Source organism: Staphylococcus sp. TE8 (assembly GCF_000692055.1).
Lineage (GTDB): Bacteria > Bacillota > Bacilli > Staphylococcales > Staphylococcaceae > Staphylococcus > Staphylococcus capitis.
In genome coordinates, this window is the sequence record NZ_JMGB01000001.1 from 1,065,983 (window position 1) to 1,082,674 (window position 16,692).

The 16,692-nt window shown below is 32.5% G+C and carries 20 protein-coding genes and 1 other annotated feature; of the genes, 1 reads left to right on the forward strand and 19 read right to left on the reverse strand.

Going from position 1 to position 16,692, the window contains the following annotated elements; genetic code table 11:
• Positions 1-13 precede the first annotated feature (13 nt).
• The 16 genes from recJ to CM54_RS05105 all read right to left on the reverse strand — a co-directional run bounded on the left by recJ (position 14) and on the right by CM54_RS05105 (position 14,354).
• On the reverse strand, positions 14-2,287 hold the full coding sequence (gene recJ, locus CM54_RS05035; RefSeq protein WP_037549341.1) for a single-stranded-DNA-specific exonuclease RecJ: 2,274 nt from the start codon (positions 2,285-2,287) through the stop codon (positions 14-16).
• Between the two features lie 138 nt (positions 2,288-2,425).
• Positions 2,426-4,717: a protein translocase subunit SecDF gene (gene secDF / locus CM54_RS05040; protein ID WP_037549343.1), complete on the reverse strand. Its 2,292-nt coding sequence runs from the start codon at positions 4,715-4,717 to the stop codon at positions 2,426-2,428.
• 235 nt (positions 4,718-4,952) lie between these two features.
• Complete coding sequence (gene yajC, locus CM54_RS05045) at positions 4,953-5,216, reverse strand: preprotein translocase subunit YajC (protein ID WP_002436110.1); 264 nt, start codon at positions 5,214-5,216, stop codon at positions 4,953-4,955.
• A 15-nt stretch (positions 5,217-5,231) separates the two neighbouring features.
• Complete coding sequence (gene tgt / locus CM54_RS05050) at positions 5,232-6,371, reverse strand: tRNA guanosine(34) transglycosylase Tgt (protein WP_002436105.1); 1,140 nt, start codon at positions 6,369-6,371, stop codon at positions 5,232-5,234.
• Between the two features lie 22 nt (positions 6,372-6,393).
• Positions 6,394-7,419 carry a tRNA preQ1(34) S-adenosylmethionine ribosyltransferase-isomerase QueA gene (queA, locus tag CM54_RS05055; protein ID WP_002436078.1) on the reverse strand — a complete coding sequence of 342 codons (1,026 nt, stop codon included), beginning with the start codon at positions 7,417-7,419 and terminating at the stop codon, positions 6,394-6,396.
• A gap of 1 nt (position 7,420) precedes the next feature.
• Complete coding sequence (gene ruvB, locus CM54_RS05060) at positions 7,421-8,425, reverse strand: Holliday junction branch migration DNA helicase RuvB (protein WP_002436053.1); 1,005 nt, start codon at positions 8,423-8,425, stop codon at positions 7,421-7,423.
• Positions 8,426-8,458: 33 nt separating this feature from the next.
• Positions 8,459-9,061: a Holliday junction branch migration protein RuvA gene (gene ruvA / locus CM54_RS05065; protein ID WP_002436096.1), complete on the reverse strand. Its 603-nt coding sequence runs from the start codon at positions 9,059-9,061 to the stop codon at positions 8,459-8,461.
• Between the two features lie 13 nt (positions 9,062-9,074).
• Positions 9,075-9,530, reverse strand: a complete 456-nt coding sequence (locus tag CM54_RS05070) for an ACT domain-containing protein (RefSeq protein ID WP_037549346.1) — start codon at positions 9,528-9,530, stop codon at positions 9,075-9,077.
• An 11-nt stretch (positions 9,531-9,541) separates the two neighbouring features.
• Positions 9,542-10,834, reverse strand: a complete 1,293-nt coding sequence (obgE, locus tag CM54_RS05075) for a GTPase ObgE (RefSeq protein WP_002436005.1) — start codon at positions 10,832-10,834, stop codon at positions 9,542-9,544.
• 143 nt (positions 10,835-10,977) lie between these two features.
• Positions 10,978-11,262: a 50S ribosomal protein L27 gene (gene rpmA, locus CM54_RS05080; protein WP_001830822.1), complete on the reverse strand. Its 285-nt coding sequence runs from the start codon at positions 11,260-11,262 to the stop codon at positions 10,978-10,980.
• A gap of 11 nt (positions 11,263-11,273) precedes the next feature.
• Complete coding sequence (locus CM54_RS05085) at positions 11,274-11,594, reverse strand: ribosomal-processing cysteine protease Prp (protein WP_037549351.1); 321 nt, start codon at positions 11,592-11,594, stop codon at positions 11,274-11,276.
• 4 nt (positions 11,595-11,598) lie between these two features.
• Complete coding sequence (rplU, locus tag CM54_RS05090; protein ID WP_002436008.1) at positions 11,599-11,907, reverse strand: 50S ribosomal protein L21; 309 nt, start codon at positions 11,905-11,907, stop codon at positions 11,599-11,601.
• 12 nt (positions 11,908-11,919) lie between these two features.
• Positions 11,920-12,050 (reverse strand) — a sequence feature (ribosomal protein L21 leader region).
• A gap of 32 nt (positions 12,051-12,082) precedes the next feature.
• Positions 12,083-12,604 (reverse strand): rod shape-determining protein MreD, encoded by a 522-nt coding sequence (gene mreD, locus CM54_RS05095; RefSeq protein ID WP_037549354.1) that lies wholly within the window; start codon positions 12,602-12,604, stop codon positions 12,083-12,085.
• A complete protein-coding gene (gene mreC, locus CM54_RS05100; RefSeq protein WP_037549357.1) occupies positions 12,604-13,446 on the reverse strand; it encodes a rod shape-determining protein MreC in 843 nt (280 codons plus the stop codon). The genes mreD and mreC overlap by 1 nt, the downstream gene beginning before the upstream one ends.
• A gap of 196 nt (positions 13,447-13,642) precedes the next feature.
• Positions 13,643-13,783, reverse strand: coding sequence for a hypothetical protein (locus CM54_RS12540; RefSeq protein ID WP_002436055.1), 141 nt, complete (start codon positions 13,781-13,783; stop codon positions 13,643-13,645).
• An 88-nt stretch (positions 13,784-13,871) separates the two neighbouring features.
• Entirely contained in the window at positions 13,872-14,354 is a 483-nt protein-coding gene (locus tag CM54_RS05105) for a DUF4930 family protein (protein ID WP_023350145.1), read from the reverse strand.
• Positions 14,355-14,519: 165 nt separating this feature from the next.
• On the opposite strand from CM54_RS05105, the gene CM54_RS12345 reads away from it, so the two are divergent.
• A complete protein-coding gene (locus tag CM54_RS12345) occupies positions 14,520-14,699 on the forward strand; it encodes a hypothetical protein (protein ID WP_037560643.1) in 180 nt (59 codons plus the stop codon).
• A 70-nt stretch (positions 14,700-14,769) separates the two neighbouring features.
• On the opposite strand, the gene CM54_RS05110 is transcribed toward CM54_RS12345, so the two are convergent.
• The 3 genes from CM54_RS05110 to CM54_RS12350 all read right to left on the reverse strand — a co-directional run bounded on the left by CM54_RS05110 (position 14,770) and on the right by CM54_RS12350 (position 16,509).
• Positions 14,770-15,051, reverse strand: a complete 282-nt coding sequence (locus CM54_RS05110; RefSeq protein ID WP_023350143.1) for a hypothetical protein — start codon at positions 15,049-15,051, stop codon at positions 14,770-14,772.
• 67 nt (positions 15,052-15,118) lie between these two features.
• Positions 15,119-15,802, reverse strand: coding sequence for a RadC family protein (gene radC, locus CM54_RS05115; RefSeq protein WP_037549361.1), 684 nt, complete (start codon positions 15,800-15,802; stop codon positions 15,119-15,121).
• On the reverse strand, positions 15,799-16,509 hold the full coding sequence (locus tag CM54_RS12350; protein ID WP_082243228.1) for a prepilin peptidase: 711 nt from the start codon (positions 16,507-16,509) through the stop codon (positions 15,799-15,801). The genes radC and CM54_RS12350 overlap by 4 nt, the downstream gene beginning before the upstream one ends.
• Positions 16,510-16,692 lie beyond the last annotated feature (183 nt).

Below are 16,692 nucleotides of genomic sequence, written 5' to 3' on the forward strand. Positions count from 1 at the left end.
TTCCTCCTAAATTTTAACTCAATTGAGACTTTATCCATTTTTTAATATTTGAAAAGTCATCGTACAGTAATCTTTTTTCTACTTCTATTCGAGATTGTCTTAATTGGTAAAGACGACTCGTCTCGATATCTTTTTTACTAGAGTGTGAATTTATTTTAATAAGACCATCCTCGTTGTAAATAAAATTAAGCTCACTAAAAACTTTAAGCATAAACTTTAATATTTCTGGCTTAACTTTTAAAAACTCACACAACATCATACCCTCTTTAGCTAAATTTGTTTCTTGTTTGTTAATTAAAGCTTTAAAACATTCTTTAAACAATGCTTTGCTTGGCATACCTTCAAAATAAATTGATTGATCATGTTGTAAAACAAGATAAAGCTGGGAAAATTGTAATTGTTTAAGCGTTTCTTCAATTTCATTCATTGTTGTAGGTAAATCTCTGAGAACTACTTTATCATATTGTGATTCTATAGTTTCACCATAATAATAATGATGCTCATTGGTTTTATCCTTTTTAGGATGAATCACATATGCTGTATTAGAATTATTTTCAGTGAATTGAAGATGCTTACGTTTGCTTCGATAATCTAAGATTTGTATTGTTTCTGTAGCAATATCTTGAATAATTAATTGGGGTGATTGATTTCCATTCCATTCATTGATTTGAAGGTTACCTATTAAATTAAGTGGTTGCCCCATTTCGATTTCTTTAGCAAGATGTCCATAACTCCAGTAAAGTGCCGCTAATTGATTCTCCCCAAGTGCCACTTTTAAATGTTTACCTTCTTGGCCTATAGCTTTAATCGATTTAACATTTAAATCATTAACTTCAAATGTAGGACTATTAAAGTCTGTACCAAAAGGACGCAATTTTTGTATATCTTGGATATTTTTAACAGTAATTTCACTCTCATTGAGCAGTACATCTACATGTTTACGTGGTGCTAAAGATGTTGATTCTGAAAGTTGCTTCATCCACTCGTTAAGACCTTTTCGTAGTTCATCAATATTTTCTATATCCATAGTCATACCAGCAGCCATATGATGACCACCAAATTTAGTAATTAAATCTTGATGAGCATTCAAAATTTCAAACATTGACACTTGTTCTATCGAACGAGCAGAGCCTTTAGCATGATTTTGCTCTAAATCAATATTCAAGATTAGAGTTGGCAGAGCATAAGTTTCAACAATCTTAGATGCTACAATACCGAGTACTCCTTCATGCCAATTCTCTTTAGCTAATAATAAAAATAAATTTCCTTGTTGAACTTGTTCCTCAGCTAATGAAAGCGCCTCTTCAGTAATTTCTGCTACAATATCTTTTCTTTCTTGATTGAAATGCTCCACTTGTTCAGCTAAAAATTCTGCTTCCTCAAACTCATCTACCATTAATAATTCAGCAGCTAGTGATGCATCTTCTAATCTACCTACCGCATTGAGTCGAGGTCCAATGATAAACCCAATTGTTTCTTCGTTGATTTGATCATTATAACCTGCTTGTTTCAATATAGCATTGATAGAAACAGGTGTCTGATCATTTAATATTTTCAATCCTCTTTTAACTATTGAACGATTTTCATCTGTTAAAGACACTAAATCTGCAATCGTTCCTATAGCTGCTAATGCTATAAATTGCTGAGGTGGATGACTTAATAAAGCTTGCGATAGCTTATATGCCACACCAGCACCACAAAGATATTTGAACGGATAGTCAAAATCCGGGTGCATTGGATGTACAATGGCTAATGCCTCTGGTAAAGTACGTCCAATCTCATGATGATCTGTCACAATGACATCCACACCGAGGTCTTGAACCATTTTAATTTCATCATGCCCTTGTATTCCATTATCCACTGTAATGATTAGTGAGATCCCCTCATCATATGCATTACGAAAGGCATGTTCATTAGGTCCATAACCTTCAGAAAACCGATTAGGAATATACCATCCTACTTGAGCACCCAATTGCTGTAATGTATTAACAAGAATAGTTGTTGAAGTGACACCATCAGCATCATAATCACCATAGACTAAAATACGTTCATTTTTATCAATAGCTAAATTTATGCGATCAATTGCTTTTTGCATATCACTTAATAACCAAGGGTCATGGTCAAGTACTTTATCTTCTAATACATCTAAAATATTTTTTTCTTGAACTAGATTCTTGCTTTCCAAAACTTTTTTTACAATAGGTGAAAGCTTAAGTTTCTTAGCAAGATCATCTGTTATGTATTCAGTTGGCTGGGCTAAATCCCAATGATATCTTGATTTAATCATAACAATCGTCCTCATTTCCAAAAGTCATTATACCGAACTTTATTTAAAATAAAAAGTACAACCCGTTGAGGATTAAATAATTTCAACAAAAAACTGTCAATTAAGCATTAAATACTTAATTGACAGTTAACTAATAGATTAAACTAAGATTTTTTCATCATTTGATTTTTTCTCTTTATAAACCGTTAATTTACTGTTTGGAGATTTCTTCAATTGACGTTTTTTCATGATACCCCAAAGCGGTACGGCGATAAATACAGAAGAGAATACTCCTGAGATTAAACCAATTAATAACGCTAATGAGAAGTTAAATATAGTTGGTGCACCAAAAATGAGTATAGCAACAACTACAACTACAACGGTTAAGACCGTATTAATTGAACGTGTCATTGTTTGTCTAATTGATCTATTAACAATATCGTCAATTTGCTCAGGTGACGTAACCACCTTAACCTTATGCAAGTTTTCTCGAACACGGTCGAAAGTAACAATTGTATCATTAATAGAATAACCTACAATTGTTAATACAGCTGCGATAAATGTTAAGTCAACTTCTAATCTAAATAAACTAAATACTGCTACGATTATGAATACGTCATGTAATAACGCAAGTACTGCAGATAAGCCCATTCGCCATTCAAATCGAAGTGATACATAAATAATAATACCTATTGAAGCTAGGATTAACGCTGTCATAGCATTTTTAGCGAGTTCTTGACCGATTAATGGTGATACTGAGTTAATTTGTGGTGTATCACCAAACTCTGATTTCATCTTATCACTTAGCTTGTTATCTTCTGCCCTTGTTAAATTTTTCTTGAATTGTACAGTAGCATTTTTATGACCGCTGCCATTAATTTGAACTTGGTCTGGCGATAAGCCGACATCTTTAACAGCTTTTTCGACTTTACCTTGAGTGAGTGATTGATTTGTCTCAATATCTGCTCTTGTACCAGAAGAGAAATCAATACCTAAATTAAGTTTAAAAATTGATAAAATAACTAAACCAACTATGACGATTAAAATACTTAACGCGATAAGCGGTTTTGCTAACTTAACGAAATTCCACTTTTCAAATGATGTTTTAAGGTCATGAACATCTTTACCTTCATTAATGTCATGGCGATCATTTTTCTTAACTCCAAATAACCAATATTTTTTCTTAAAGAAGTTAGATGATACTAATAATGATAATAATCCACGTGACAAGAAGACAGCTGTAACGAATATCATTAAAATACCTAATAGTAACATCGTTGCGAAACCTTTAACTGAGCTCTCACCGAAGAAGAACAGCACAGCTGCAGCAATAACAGTTGTTAAGTTTGAGTCAAAGATTGTTAGGAATGAACTTTTGTTTGCTTTAGAATAAGCCTGCTTGAGAGTTCGACCTATTCTTAGTTCATCTTTAATCCGCTCATACATAATAATGTTAGCATCAACAGCCATACCTACACCAAGCACAAGTGCGGCAAGTCCCGGTAATGTTAACACACCAGAAATAAAGTTAAATGCAACTAATGTTAGGTAAATGTAAGTAGTCAATGCAATAATTGCTACTAAACCTGGTAATCTGTAGAAGCCTAGCATAAATAGATAAATTATTCCTACACCGATAAATGAAGCGAATATTGTTTTATCTAGAGCATCTTGACCAAATTGTGCGCCAACTGAATTAGAATAAATTTCTTTAAGATCTACAGGTAACGAACCGGCATTTAGTAATTCAGCGATTTGTTTAGCTTCTTTAACACCTTTTTTACCATTGAAACCACCGGAAATTTCGACGCTATCTGAATTAATTGGCTGATCTACGTTTGCGGCAGAAACATATTTAGGGTCTTTACCTTCTTGTTGCTTCTTAGCCTCTTTCTTGTAACTATCACCCTTTTTATAGTCCATCCAGACAACCATAACATTGTCACGTTTTTTTGAAATCTTTTCAGTAACCTTTTTGAATTTTTCTTTGCTTTTAACCTTAAATGTTACTGTTGGTTGATTAGTTTCTTGTTTAAATTCTTGTTTGGCTGAACCTTGTTTGATATCTGAACCAGACATTAAAACATGGTCTTGAGCGTCCCTAATTGTTAAATTCGCTTGCGTAGATAACAATTTACGTGTTTGAGCTTGGTCCTTAATACCAGCTAATTGAACACGTATACGGTTAGGATCTTCAATTTGAATTTTAGGTTCTGAAACACCTAGAACATTAACTCGGTTTTCGAGTGTTCTTGATGTTGCTTGAAGTGCTTTCTTGTCTATCTTTTCTCCTTTATCTAAAGGATTAACTTGATAAAGTACTTCGAAACCACCTTGTAAATCAAGTCCTAAATTAACATTTTTAACTACATTCTTATATGTAAGTCCCATTCCTGTAAAAAGAAGAGCCACAAGTAGTATGAATGCAATTAATCTACTAGTTTTCTTCACATGAACACCTCATTATTTACTTATGTATTTAGCATACTCGATGATTATTTTATCATGCAAGTTAAAATGATATTACGTTCACTTTAACGACCTATCTATATTAACATACTACACTCAATAGTGAAATTATTGGCTTAATTTATAACTTTTAAACAAATTTAACATAATGATTTGTATATAAAAAAAGTGGAACTCCTTTTAAAGAGTCCCACTTTTAATTAAAACTGACCTCATATTATGAAGGGTCAACTTGTTTGATGGCTGGTTTCTCGAAAGTCATTTCCGTACCATGACCATTTACTGTAATGACAACTGTTGTTTCATCAACAGATTTAACAGTACCTTTAATACCGCCTATTGTAGTAACCTTTTGTCCTGATTCTACACGGCTAATCATTTCACGATGCTCTTTAGCACGTTTTTGTTGTGGTCTGATTAAAAAGAACCACATTAATACCAATAATAAAATTGGTAAAATCAATGATGTGAATTGGCCCATTGTTAAATTCTCCTTTTAAAAGTTCTTAGGGTTCTCTACATTTAATCCATACTGTTCAAAGAACGCATCTTTAAAGTCTAAAAGACGGTCTTCTCGAATGGCTTGTCTTATATCTTCCATTAATTTTAGCAGAAAATGTAAATTATGAATAGTAGTAAGACGGATACCAAAAGTTTCTTCCGCTTTGATTAAATGTCTAATATATGCTCTTGAATAATTACGACAAGTATAACAGTCACAATTATCATCTAATGGTCCAAGGTCATCTGCATATTTTGCATTTTTTATAACTACACGACCTTTTGAAGTCATACATGTACCATTTCGAGCGATTCTAGTAGGAAGCACGCAATCAAACATATCCATGCCTCTGATGCTACACTCTATTAATGCATCAGGTGAGCCTACCCCCATAAGATATCTAGGTTTATCTTTCGGCATAAATTGTTCGGTATGTTCAACCATGTCATACATAACTGGCTTCGGTTCTCCCACAGACAGACCTCCGATAGCATAACCAGGAAAATCAAGGTCAACAAGCTCTTTCGCACTTTGCTCACGTAAATCTTTGTATTCTCCACCTTGAATAATACCGAACAATGCTTGATCTTCGGGACGTTGATGCGCTTTTAAACATCTTTCTGCCCAGCGTGTGGTTCTTTCAATTGAGTTTTTAACATAATCGTATTCAGATGGCATGGGCGGACATTCATCAAACGCCATCATGATATCTGAACCTAAATCATTTTGTATTTGCATAGACTTTTCAGGGCTAAGGAAAAGTTTAGAACCATTAGTATGATGTCTAAATTCAACGCCCTCTTCAGTTATTTTACGCAAATTACTCAAACTGAAAACTTGAAATCCACCAGAGTCTGTTAAAATCGGACCATCCCAATTCATGAATTGATGTAGGCCCCCAGCATGCTTGATGATATCATTTCCAGGTTGTAGCCACAAATGATATGTGTTGCCCAAAATGATTTTTGCTTCAATATCTTTAAGTTCTTCAGGGCTCATCGTTTTAACTGTAGCTTTTGTTCCCACAGGCATAAACATCGGTGTCTCAAATGAACCATGTGGTGTATGTACAATACCTAATCTTGCCCCTGATTGTTTACATGTTTTAATATGCTCATAAGTTACCGCAGGCATACGTTAAACCTCACATTCTTCTTTAAATAATTAACATTGCATCTCCAAAACTGAAGAATCTGTACTCCATTTCTACCGCTTTATGATATGCATTTAAAATGTTTTCTCTAGTACTAAATGCTGAAACTAGCATTACTAATGTAGATTTAGGTAAATGAAAATTAGTAATTAATCCATCTATTGCTTTATATTCAAATCCAGGATAAATAAATATATCCGTCCAGCCACTTTTTTCAACAAATTGCTCGTGGTCTCTTCTAATAGTTTCTAAAGTACGTGTAGATGTTGTTCCCACCGAAATTATTCTTTTACCTTTGGCCTTTGTTTGATTAAGTAAATCAGCAGTTTCTTGAGTCATTTGATAATATTCGCTATGCATTTCGTGATCATCAATGTTATCAACGCTAACTGGTCTGAACGTGCCTAACCCTACATGCAATGTTATAAAAGCGATATTGACCCCTTTTTGCTTAATTTGATTTAATAAATCATCCGTAAAATGTAACCCTGCAGTTGGAGCTGCAGCAGAACCACTTTCTTTAGCGTATACAGTTTGATACCTATCTGGATCATCAAGACGTTCTTTAATGTATGGAGGTAAAGGCATCTCACCAAGCTCATCAAGGCGTTCTTGTAAAATACCATCATAGTGTAGACGCATAATACGTCCACCTTGTTCTAATTCTTTAATACATTCAGCAACAATTTTTCCGTCGCCAAATGATAAGCGATTACCCACCTTGATTCTTTTAGCAGGTTTTAGCAATACTTCCCAATCGTTTCCCTCAATTTGAGTAAGCATAAGCATTTCTACTTTAGCGCCAGTTTCCTCTTTTAAGCCAAATAGTCTTGCGGGCATCACTCGCGTATCATTTAAAACCAGTGTATCTCCAGGATTTAAATAATCAATGACATCTTTAAAATGGAGGTGAGTCATTTTACCAGTCTCTCTTTGAAGCACAAGCAAACGACTTTGGTCTCTATTTTTTAAAGGTGTTTGAGCTATTAAAGATTCTGGCAAATGATAGTCAAATTCTTCAATATTCAACTTACTCCCTCTTTTCATTCGTATTATTAAAATGCTCGTAAGCGAAAGGCGTCGCTTTTCGTCCACGTGGTGTTCGCTCTAAAAAGCCTTTTTGTATTAAAAATGGTTCATAAACATCTTCAATAGTAATGCGCTCTTCACCTATAGATACAGCAATTGTATCTAAACCAACAGGGCCACCATTATATTGATTGATAATACAGTTCATCATTTTATGATCTATATAATCTAAACCTTCTTTATCAACTTGAAGTAATTGTAATGCTCTTTTTGTTGTTTCAATATAAATTTGATCATCTTCATTGACTTGCTGAAAGTCTCTAACACGTTTCAATAAACGATTTGCTACTCTTGGTGTACCACGAGAACGTCGAGCTAATTCTAAAGCACTCTCTTCATCAATACCAGTACCAAGTACATCTGCAGTTCGAGTAATTATTTCTTTAAGATCATTTTCATTATAATACTCAAGTCTCAAGTGCACCCCAAATCTATCTCTTAACGGTCCTGTTAAACTACCTGCTCTGGTTGTAGCACCGACTAATGTAAATGGTGGTAAATCTATTCTAATACTACGTGCCTCGTCACCTTTACCAATAATAATATCTAAAAAGAAATCCTCCATTGCTGGATAGAGTACCTCTTCAACGACACTACTTAATCTATGAATTTCATCTATGAAAAGCACATCACCTGGCTGTAGTCCTGATAGAATTGCAGCTAAATCTCCAGGTCTTTCTAATGAAGGACCTGAGATTGTACGTATATTAACTTCCATTTCATTAGCTATAATATTTGAAAGTGTTGTTTTACCTAATCCTGGTGGCCCGAATAAAAGCACATGATCGAGAGGTTCTTCTCTTAATTTAGCAGCTTTAATAAACACTTCTAAATTACTTTTAATAGAGGTTTGACCAATATATTGTTTGAGTTTAGTAGGTCTCAATGATAATTCGAAATCTGAATCTTCATTATGAAATTGTTGATCGACCATTCTTTTATCCATATTCGCGCCTCCATAAGATACATACTCTATTTATTAAGAAACTAACGTTTGTAAGCCTAATTTTACAGCTTCGTCTACACTAGATACACTTTGCTTGTTTAACACTTTTTCAACCTTAGAAAGTTCACGTTTTGAGTATCCTAATGCTTCTAATGCTAACATAGCTTCTTTAACAACTTGACTTTGTTCATTATTATTAACATCGACTTGAAGCAATGATTCTGAATCTTCCTCAGTAATGGTGACTTTACCTTTTAAATCTAATACGATTTGTCTGGCCGTTTTTTTACCAATGCCAGGGAACTGAGTTAGATAAGCATCATTTTCATTTTCAATTGCTCTTTTCACTTCATTTGGAGAACTAGCTGCTAAAATAGCTAAAGCTGACTTGGGACCAATTCCCGTAACTTTAATTAAACTATGGAACATATCTTTCTCTTCTTCACTAATGAATCCATACAACAATTGTGCATCTTCTCTAACAATCAAAGAAGTGAAAATTTGTACATCTTGATTTAAATATTTTTGAAAACGATAAGAATTAGGTGTTTGAATTTCATAACCTATTCCTGAAGTTTCAACCACTACATGAGTTGGAAATAATTGCGTTAATGTCCCTTTTACATAAGCATACATGTTGGCACTCCCTTTACATACTCATACTAATTAACTCAACTTTTGAAACATGCTCTATTTCTCTAAGTGAATTGACTACATCATCAATTGAGAGATAGGATGATTGAGCGTTAAGTGATAAAGTAATCGTAGCTTTATCTTCCATAGGTACACTTTGATGTATCGTTAATACAGATAATTGAAGTCTTGAAATTGTATTTAATACTTGTGCTAACATTCCTACTATATCATTAACATATAAAATGAGTGTAAACTCCCTATGATCTAGCATCTTTTCATCTACAGGAAATATAGTTTCCCTATATTTATAAAAGGCGCTACGGGATAAGTTGAACTGTTTAACTGCATCATAAATGGACAATTCAGGATTGTTTTTTAAAGCATCTTTAACTTTCAAAGTTTTAACAACAGATTCAGGTAATACATCTTCTCTAATTAAATAAAACTTTCTATAGTCTTTATTGTCCATAGTCTACACTCCTATTCGACAAATTCAAATTCTCCACCTAGAATTCTAACGATATCTCCGTTACTACATCCTCTTTCTCTTAACGCATCATCAATACCCATAGAACGCATTTGTCTTGCGAATCGACGAACGGCAGGATCGCTATTGAAATCAGTCATTTTGAACATTCTTTCAATTGCATTACCACTTACTACATAAGCACCATCGTCGTCTCTAGTAATTGTAAATGCATCTTGGGAAGGCGTGTGTTTATATAAAACACGATTGACGCCTATATTTTCATCTTCTTCAACTGAGAAGTCAACATCTTTAACTTCTTCTAGTTTATCAGCAATGAGATACAACAATTGATCTATGTTATCTCGTGTGATAGTTGATACCGGAACAATTGTAATATCTTCGCCAACTTCCTCTTTAAAAAGTTCTAAATTATCTTTAGCGTCAGGAATGTCCATTTTATTAGCCACTACAATCTGTGGGCGATCTTCAAGTCGTTGCTTATAATTAACAAGTTCTTGATTGATGATTTTATAGTCTTCAATAGGATCTCTTCCTTCAGAACCACTCATATCTATCATGTGAACAATCACTTTAGTTCGTTCTACATGTCTTAAAAATTGATGACCTAGACCAACGCCATCTGAAGCACCTTCTATAAGACCAGGTAAATCAGCCATAACAAAACTTCTACTGTCTGGCGTAGAAACTACACCTAAGTTTGGCTTAATCGTAGTAAAATGATAAGCTCCAATTTTAGGTTTTGCTTTTGAAACAATAGATAATAACGTAGATTTACCAACACTAGGGAAACCAACTAAACCGACATCCGCTAATAATTTAAGTTCTAAGGTTACATCTAGTTCCTCACCGGGCTCACCATTTTCGCTGAAATCAGGTGCTGGATTACGTGGAGTAGCAAAACGTGAGTTACCACGACCACCACGGCCCCCTCGTGCAACGATAGCTCTTTGACCGTCTTCAACTAAGTCAGCTAAAACCTCTTCAGTTTCTACACTTTTAATAATTGTACCTGGGGGTACTTTTAATACTAAATCTTCAGCATTTTTACCATGCATATTGCTACTTTGCCCATTTTCACCTTTTTTAGCTTTAAAGTGTCTTTGATATCTAAAGTCTAAAAGTGTTCTTAAACCTTCATCTACTTCAAAAACAACTGAGGCACCTTTACCACCGTCACCTCCAGCTGGTCCACCAAAAGGTACATATTTTTCTCTTCGATAAGCAGTGATTCCGTTACCTCCATCACCTGCTTTGAGAGATATTTTGACTTGATCGACAAACATATATCTCACCTCTTTTACTCTGAATTTTTCATCCTTATAATTATATCATTATCCCTATTTATAGAAAAATTTTTAATGTGTATATCAATTTAAACAAAAATAAAACACCAGAAGCATTCACTTCTGGTGTTAACTAGACAAAATTATTCAGCAACTGCGTATACAGAAACTTGTTTTTTGTCGCGACCTTTGCGTTCAAATTTAACAACGCCGTCGATTTTAGCGAATAATGTATCATCGCCACCACGACCTACATTTTCACCAGGGTAGATTTTAGTACCACGTTGGCGATAAAGAATTGAACCACCTGATACATATTGACCGTCAGCACGTTTAGCACCTAAACGTTTAGATTCAGAGTCACGTCCGTTTTTAGTAGAACTTACCCCTTTTTTAGATGCGAAGAATTGTAAGTTTAATTTTAACATCGGGATACACCTCACTTATAATTTAATCTGATATTCTTATTATATTCTTCTTCAATTGTTTGTAAAGAAACTAACATCGCTTGAAGAATTAATTGCGCTTCTTTGTTATTAGTATCAACACTTCTTATATGAAAATGACCACCATCATCATCGTAATCGATGTCAGGCTTTTCTGATGTCAATCCCATAATTGCGTTCACACTACCAAATAAAACTGCTGAGGCACCAGCACAGACAATGTCATGACCATATTCACCATGATTCGCATGACCATCCATGATCACATCTGTGACTTTGCCTTCATCATCAACTGTAATATCAACAGTAATCATAAAATTATGCGTTAATTTTATCGATAGTTAATTTAGTAAATGGTTGACGATGGCCTTTTTTACGTTTTGAGTCTTTACGACGTCTGTAAGTGAATACAGTGATTTTTTTGCCACGTCCTTGTTTGTTAACAGTAGCAGTAACTGACGCACCTTCAACAGTTGGCGCACCAACTTTTACTGAATCTCCACCTACAAATAATACTTTATCAAAAGTGAATGAGTCACCTTCATTTACGTCTAATTTTTCAACGAAGATTTCTTGACCTTCTTCTACTTTGATTTGTTTTCCACCTGTTTCAATAATAGCAAACATACTTTGCACCTCCTATATAATAAGTCACGCCATATACAGGTGACACCTTCATGAGCTATACAATGAAGCTAGCTTGAATAGACAAACAAAATAATATATTTGCCTTCGTACTTAAACCTGTATTTGAGCGGTTGTATGTAGCCTGAAACTACTCAACTACTGCATCTTACCATCACTAAGCTTTACTGTCAATTGCGTTTTGCATTTTTCGCGTAAATTTTATGATGATAGGATATAAAATTAATAATAAGATAAAATTAATTATAAACGTTGGGATTAATCTGAATAAAATATAATCAATAAAATCAAATTGAATAAATCCAATTACTGCATATATGGCTGCTACATAAATTTCAAGTATCACTGTACTTAACAACACGATGCTAAATAGCATTGTATGGTCTCGATAAAACACTTTAAAGAATTTATCTACAATCACAACTAATATAATGTAACCAAACATATATAAACCGTATATACTTCCAAAATATAAATCTGTAACTATTCCGAAAAAGATAGCAAGAACAATTGATACACCAAAACCTCTATATACAGTCATTATCAATATGTACATTAAAGTTAAATGAGGAACAAAGATAATGTCGATTTTACCGAAATGCAATGGAATAACTAATCCTATAGCCGTATCTATATAAAATAAAAGTACTCCAATTAGTAAATAATAAAGCGTTCGCATTAGTTATCCCTGCTTTCATCATCGGGAATCGTGCTCACATCACGTTTTGCAACATATACATGATTTAAGTCAGCTAAATCAGCACCAGTCTTAACTCTTACCTCTTTGGCAAGTTCGTATTGATCATTTTCAACATCTGTAACTTCACCTATGTAAAGATCACTTGGTAACTGGTCAGCTAAGCCACTGGTTACTACCTTATCTCCTTTTTTTACACTATCTTTGTTGTTAATATCACTAATCACTAATTCTTCGTTTTTAGCATCATAATGATCAATCAAACCAAAAACATTTTTAGAACCGTGTTGTACGTTAACTGAAAGTTTACCTGCTCTCGTATGAGTGGAAATCAAATCGACTTGAGCAGAAAATTGATTTACCTTTGTGACTCTACCAACTAAACCTTCAGAAGTCATAACCGCCATATTATTTTTAATGCCAGATTTAGAACCCTTGTCTATCACAATTGTATTCATCCACTGATCTGGGTTTCTAGCAATCACTGTTGTTGAAATAGGCTCATATTTTGATAAATCTTTAACGTCTAATTCTTTTTTAAACTTTTTATTTTCAGTTTCTAACTTTTGATTCTTTGCCTCAAGTTGTTTAATTTTATTTTTATCTTCTTTCGATCCACCATTATTGAAAATATTTCCAATAGCTCCAGTTACAAAATGAATAGGATAACTCACAACTCTTTGTCCTAAAGAAACTGAGTCTCCTACATATTGTTCTGGAGGTGATTGGTTTTGGGAACGAATGGATAAACCAATTAACGCTATAAAAACGATAATTGCACATAAAACAACAATGAGCTTGTTATTTTTGAAAAAATTAAGCACCCAGAACACCTCTATAAGACTAAATTTATTATCCTTTTATATTTTATATTACTCACTACATGAAATAAAGCACTAACTAATCTAAAAGGTAAATTTTATAATAAGTAATGTTAAACTTTTTAAAAACATTATGCCTAAATACATAAAAAAACTACTAACCTTATCGTTAGTAGTTTAATAAAATATGACTTTAAATTTATTTAGTTTCATCTTCGCTATCATTTTTATCTTTCTTTTCGTCTTCGCTATATAGTGTTTCTTCTTTTCTCCAACGAGCAAAAAGATTTTGTGCTTTTGCTTGTTCGTTAGCTTGTTTTTCTTTTGATTGTTCAGCCATTAGAAATCACACCAACCTTTAATGTATTTATCTATATATAAAGGTTAACTTATTTAAAAATACATTTCAAATTCATAGTTTACAGTTTTTACTTAAAAGCTTCTGATGGTTTTAACTCTATATGTTGTCCTAATTTATTTAGATCCTGTTGCATTTCAAACTCTGTGTTATATACTCTTATAGAATCTGAACCAAATTTATATATTATGAATTCGTCCCCTCTTTGGCCTGCTAAGTATTTATTATTATAGCCCATTCTACCTATACCAGATACTGACATAAATTCTTTCTTATCAATCATATTAAATACATTTTTAATTTGACTAGAAGGGACATTATTGATGATGTCGTTTTCTTTTAATGAATAACTTTTACCGTTTTTTGGCTGAGCAGGTAGTCTGTTATTTGCCGGAGTATCATGCATATTTTGTTGAATATAATTAGTACTTTCATGTAAAGGATTCCATTCTTGATCTCTAAGGAAAGGGGCATACTTCAATGCTATATAAATAATAGCAATAATAGCTAGCACAGCAATAATATTCTTAACTATACTAAATATAAATCTCATATTCGCCCTCCTTATCATATTTAATTAAGTATATGTTAAATGTTTTTAGTTTACATCAGACTATAGGTGTAAAAATATTATATCTGTAGACGGATGCTAACATTCATTAAATGAATTATAATAAGCAATATAACATGCATACGTGATGAGGAGGGACAGCGTTTGATAAGTATCTTAACTATTATTTTGATAGTATTATTAGTCGTACTTCTCTTTAGAGTTGGTCTATCTATACTACGTTTCTTAATATCTGCAGGGATTGTTTTACTATGTATTTACTTGGCGTATCAAGGAGTAATTTGGCTATTAGATAACTATCAAAACTTGATATCTTATGTTAATTAATTTAAGAGTTAGCTATACATTGTGAGTGAATGTTTCAAAACCTCTTCAATGTTTTTTAGCTAACTTTTTATTATTTTTTAATTAATTTAGTTAACCAATTTATTAATATATAACTCCCCACTAGAAGTAATCCCCACAATACACCTGTTATTATAGCTCCAATGATTATAAAAATTAATTCATTCAATTGCTTTGTTACTATACTACCTAACAAAGATGCTGTAACTATACCTATAATCGATAAAATAATCGTTATGAAACCACGTCTAATAGTCATTATATTATCTAGGATATTAAGCCTTATTACGTAAATCACTGGCATGATTATACCTAAAATTAGAAATAAACTCATATAAAATATCTCCTTATTTTTTAATAAGAAAATTATACACTATGTGACTGATATAAACTAATTGATTTTAATGCTCCTCAAAATAGCCTGCTTCAACCAAACTTGTAAATTGATTATCTCCAATGATGATGTGATCAAGTACATCAATTCCTAAAATAGCACCACACTCTTTTAAACGTAAAGTCGTAGTAATGTCTTCTTTAGAAGGTGTTACATCACCTGAAGGATGGTTGTGAACAATAATGATAGCATTAGAGGATTCTCTAATTGCAATATTAAATACCTCACGTGGATGAATAATTGAACTATTTAGTGTTCCTTTAAAGATCCAAGATTGTTTTATAACGATATTTTTTGAATTAAGTAATAATACTACAAAATGTTCCTGATCTAAATCTTTCATAGAAGACATCATCAAATCAGCCACGTCACTCGGATGAGTAATTTTAACTTTATCTATCGTGCTTGATGCATTTAGCCTTTCTCCTAACTCAAAAGCTGCTTGCAATATAATTGCTTTATACAATCCAATCCCTTTTACTTTTAATAAATCATTGATAGATAATTTTTTTAAATCTCTAATAGAATGATGACTTTTTATAAGTTCATTAGCAATATCTATGCTAGAGAAGCCTTTTCTACCAGTATTAATAAGTATTGCCAGCAATTCCACATTTGATAAGCTTTTTGCACCGTAATTCATAAGACGCTCTCTAGGTTTCTCGGAAATTGCCATTTCATTTATTTTCAATAATATGTTCCTCCTAATACAATATTTAAATCATTATAGAAAAGCGAAGTGAAAATGAAAGAGAGGAAGACAAAAGGAATTAATGGAATATATTTTAAATCTTTATTAATCAAAAGTTTTATAAAAATGGATATAAAACCGCCAAAAATAAAAGTAAACATACATAAATAAATAAGAAAATTTAAAGGTAAGAATAAAGACAGCATGTTAAAAATTACGATATCTCCGTAACCTATATATTTACGTAGAATTAGATATAACAATTGCGAAATTAAAAAAGTAATTATAAAAGTATGAAGATATAAATGTGAACAAAAGAAGGCTACTATAACATAGATTAAGGACAATCTTATGTCGATCGATAGATTGTTAATATCGTATATAGAGAAACTGAGTAAAAAAAGAAAAGTTAATAAGAAATGAGAAAAATTGATATTACCATGTGAAAAGTAATACAAAAAAATTGGTATAAGCGCTAAAACTTCCCCTATCAAATAATATATTTGTAATTTCTTGTGACAACAGCGAGCGCGCCCTTTGAGTAATATGTAGCTCAAAATCGGTAATAAGTCATAAGGCTTAACATTTTGATTACAATGATCACAAACGGATCTTGAAAAGAAATAATTAAATTTTAATGTACCCTTGTGACTAAATTGGTATAAAAAACTAAATATCACACTACATGAATAAGCCAGTAAAGCCATTTATCATCCTCCTTTAAAATAATTATAAGTAATTTCTTTTGAATGTAAATAGTTGCATAATTAGAGAAATTTTATCATTAGAGTACTTATTTATTGGCTATGTTTAATTTCCATATTTTAATGGCTTTCATATAAAAAAAGAGTAAAACAAGTTAGTATAACTACTCATTTTACTCTTTCTTA

What these genes read in the sequence shown, in the direction of transcription:
- CM54_RS05110 (WP_023350143.1), bottom strand. Translation starts at nt 15,051, where the DNA reads ATGAGTTTATTTCTAATTTTAGGTATAATCATGCCAGTGATTTACGTA.
- rplU (WP_002436008.1), bottom strand. Translation starts at nt 11,907, where the DNA reads ATGTTTGCTATTATTGAAACAGGTGGAAAACAAATCAAAGTAGAAGAA.
- obgE (WP_002436005.1), bottom strand. Translation starts at nt 10,834, where the DNA reads ATGTTTGTCGATCAAGTCAAAATATCTCTCAAAGCAGGTGATGGAGGT.
- yajC (WP_002436110.1), bottom strand. Translation starts at nt 5,216, where the DNA reads ATGGGCCAATTCACATCATTGATTTTACCAATTTTATTATTGGTATTA.
- tgt (WP_002436105.1), bottom strand. Translation starts at nt 6,371, where the DNA reads ATGCCTGCGGTAACTTATGAGCATATTAAAACATGTAAACAATCAGGG.
- ruvB (WP_002436053.1), bottom strand. Translation starts at nt 8,425, where the DNA reads ATGGATAAAAGAATGGTCGATCAACAATTTCATAATGAAGATTCAGAT.
- CM54_RS05085 (WP_037549351.1), bottom strand. Translation starts at nt 11,594, where the DNA reads ATGATTACTGTTGATATTACAGTTGATGATGAAGGCAAAGTCACAGAT.
- CM54_RS12540 (WP_002436055.1), bottom strand. Translation starts at nt 13,783, where the DNA reads ATGGCTGAACAATCAAAAGAAAAACAAGCTAACGAACAAGCAAAAGCA.
- CM54_RS05105 (WP_023350145.1), bottom strand. Translation starts at nt 14,354, where the DNA reads ATGAGATTTATATTTAGTATAGTTAAGAATATTATTGCTGTGCTAGCT.
- ruvA (WP_002436096.1), bottom strand. Translation starts at nt 9,061, where the DNA reads ATGTATGCTTATGTAAAAGGGACATTAACGCAATTATTTCCAACTCAT.
- recJ (WP_037549341.1), bottom strand. Translation starts at nt 2,287, where the DNA reads ATGATTAAATCAAGATATCATTGGGATTTAGCCCAGCCAACTGAATAC.
- CM54_RS12350 (WP_082243228.1), bottom strand. Translation starts at nt 16,509, where the DNA reads ATGGCTTTACTGGCTTATTCATGTAGTGTGATATTTAGTTTTTTATAC.
- rpmA (WP_001830822.1), bottom strand. Translation starts at nt 11,262, where the DNA reads ATGTTAAAATTAAACTTACAATTCTTCGCATCTAAAAAAGGGGTAAGT.
- CM54_RS05070 (WP_037549346.1), bottom strand. Translation starts at nt 9,530, where the DNA reads ATGGACAATAAAGACTATAGAAAGTTTTATTTAATTAGAGAAGATGTA.
- mreD (WP_037549354.1), bottom strand. Translation starts at nt 12,604, where the DNA reads ATGCGAACGCTTTATTATTTACTAATTGGAGTACTTTTATTTTATATA.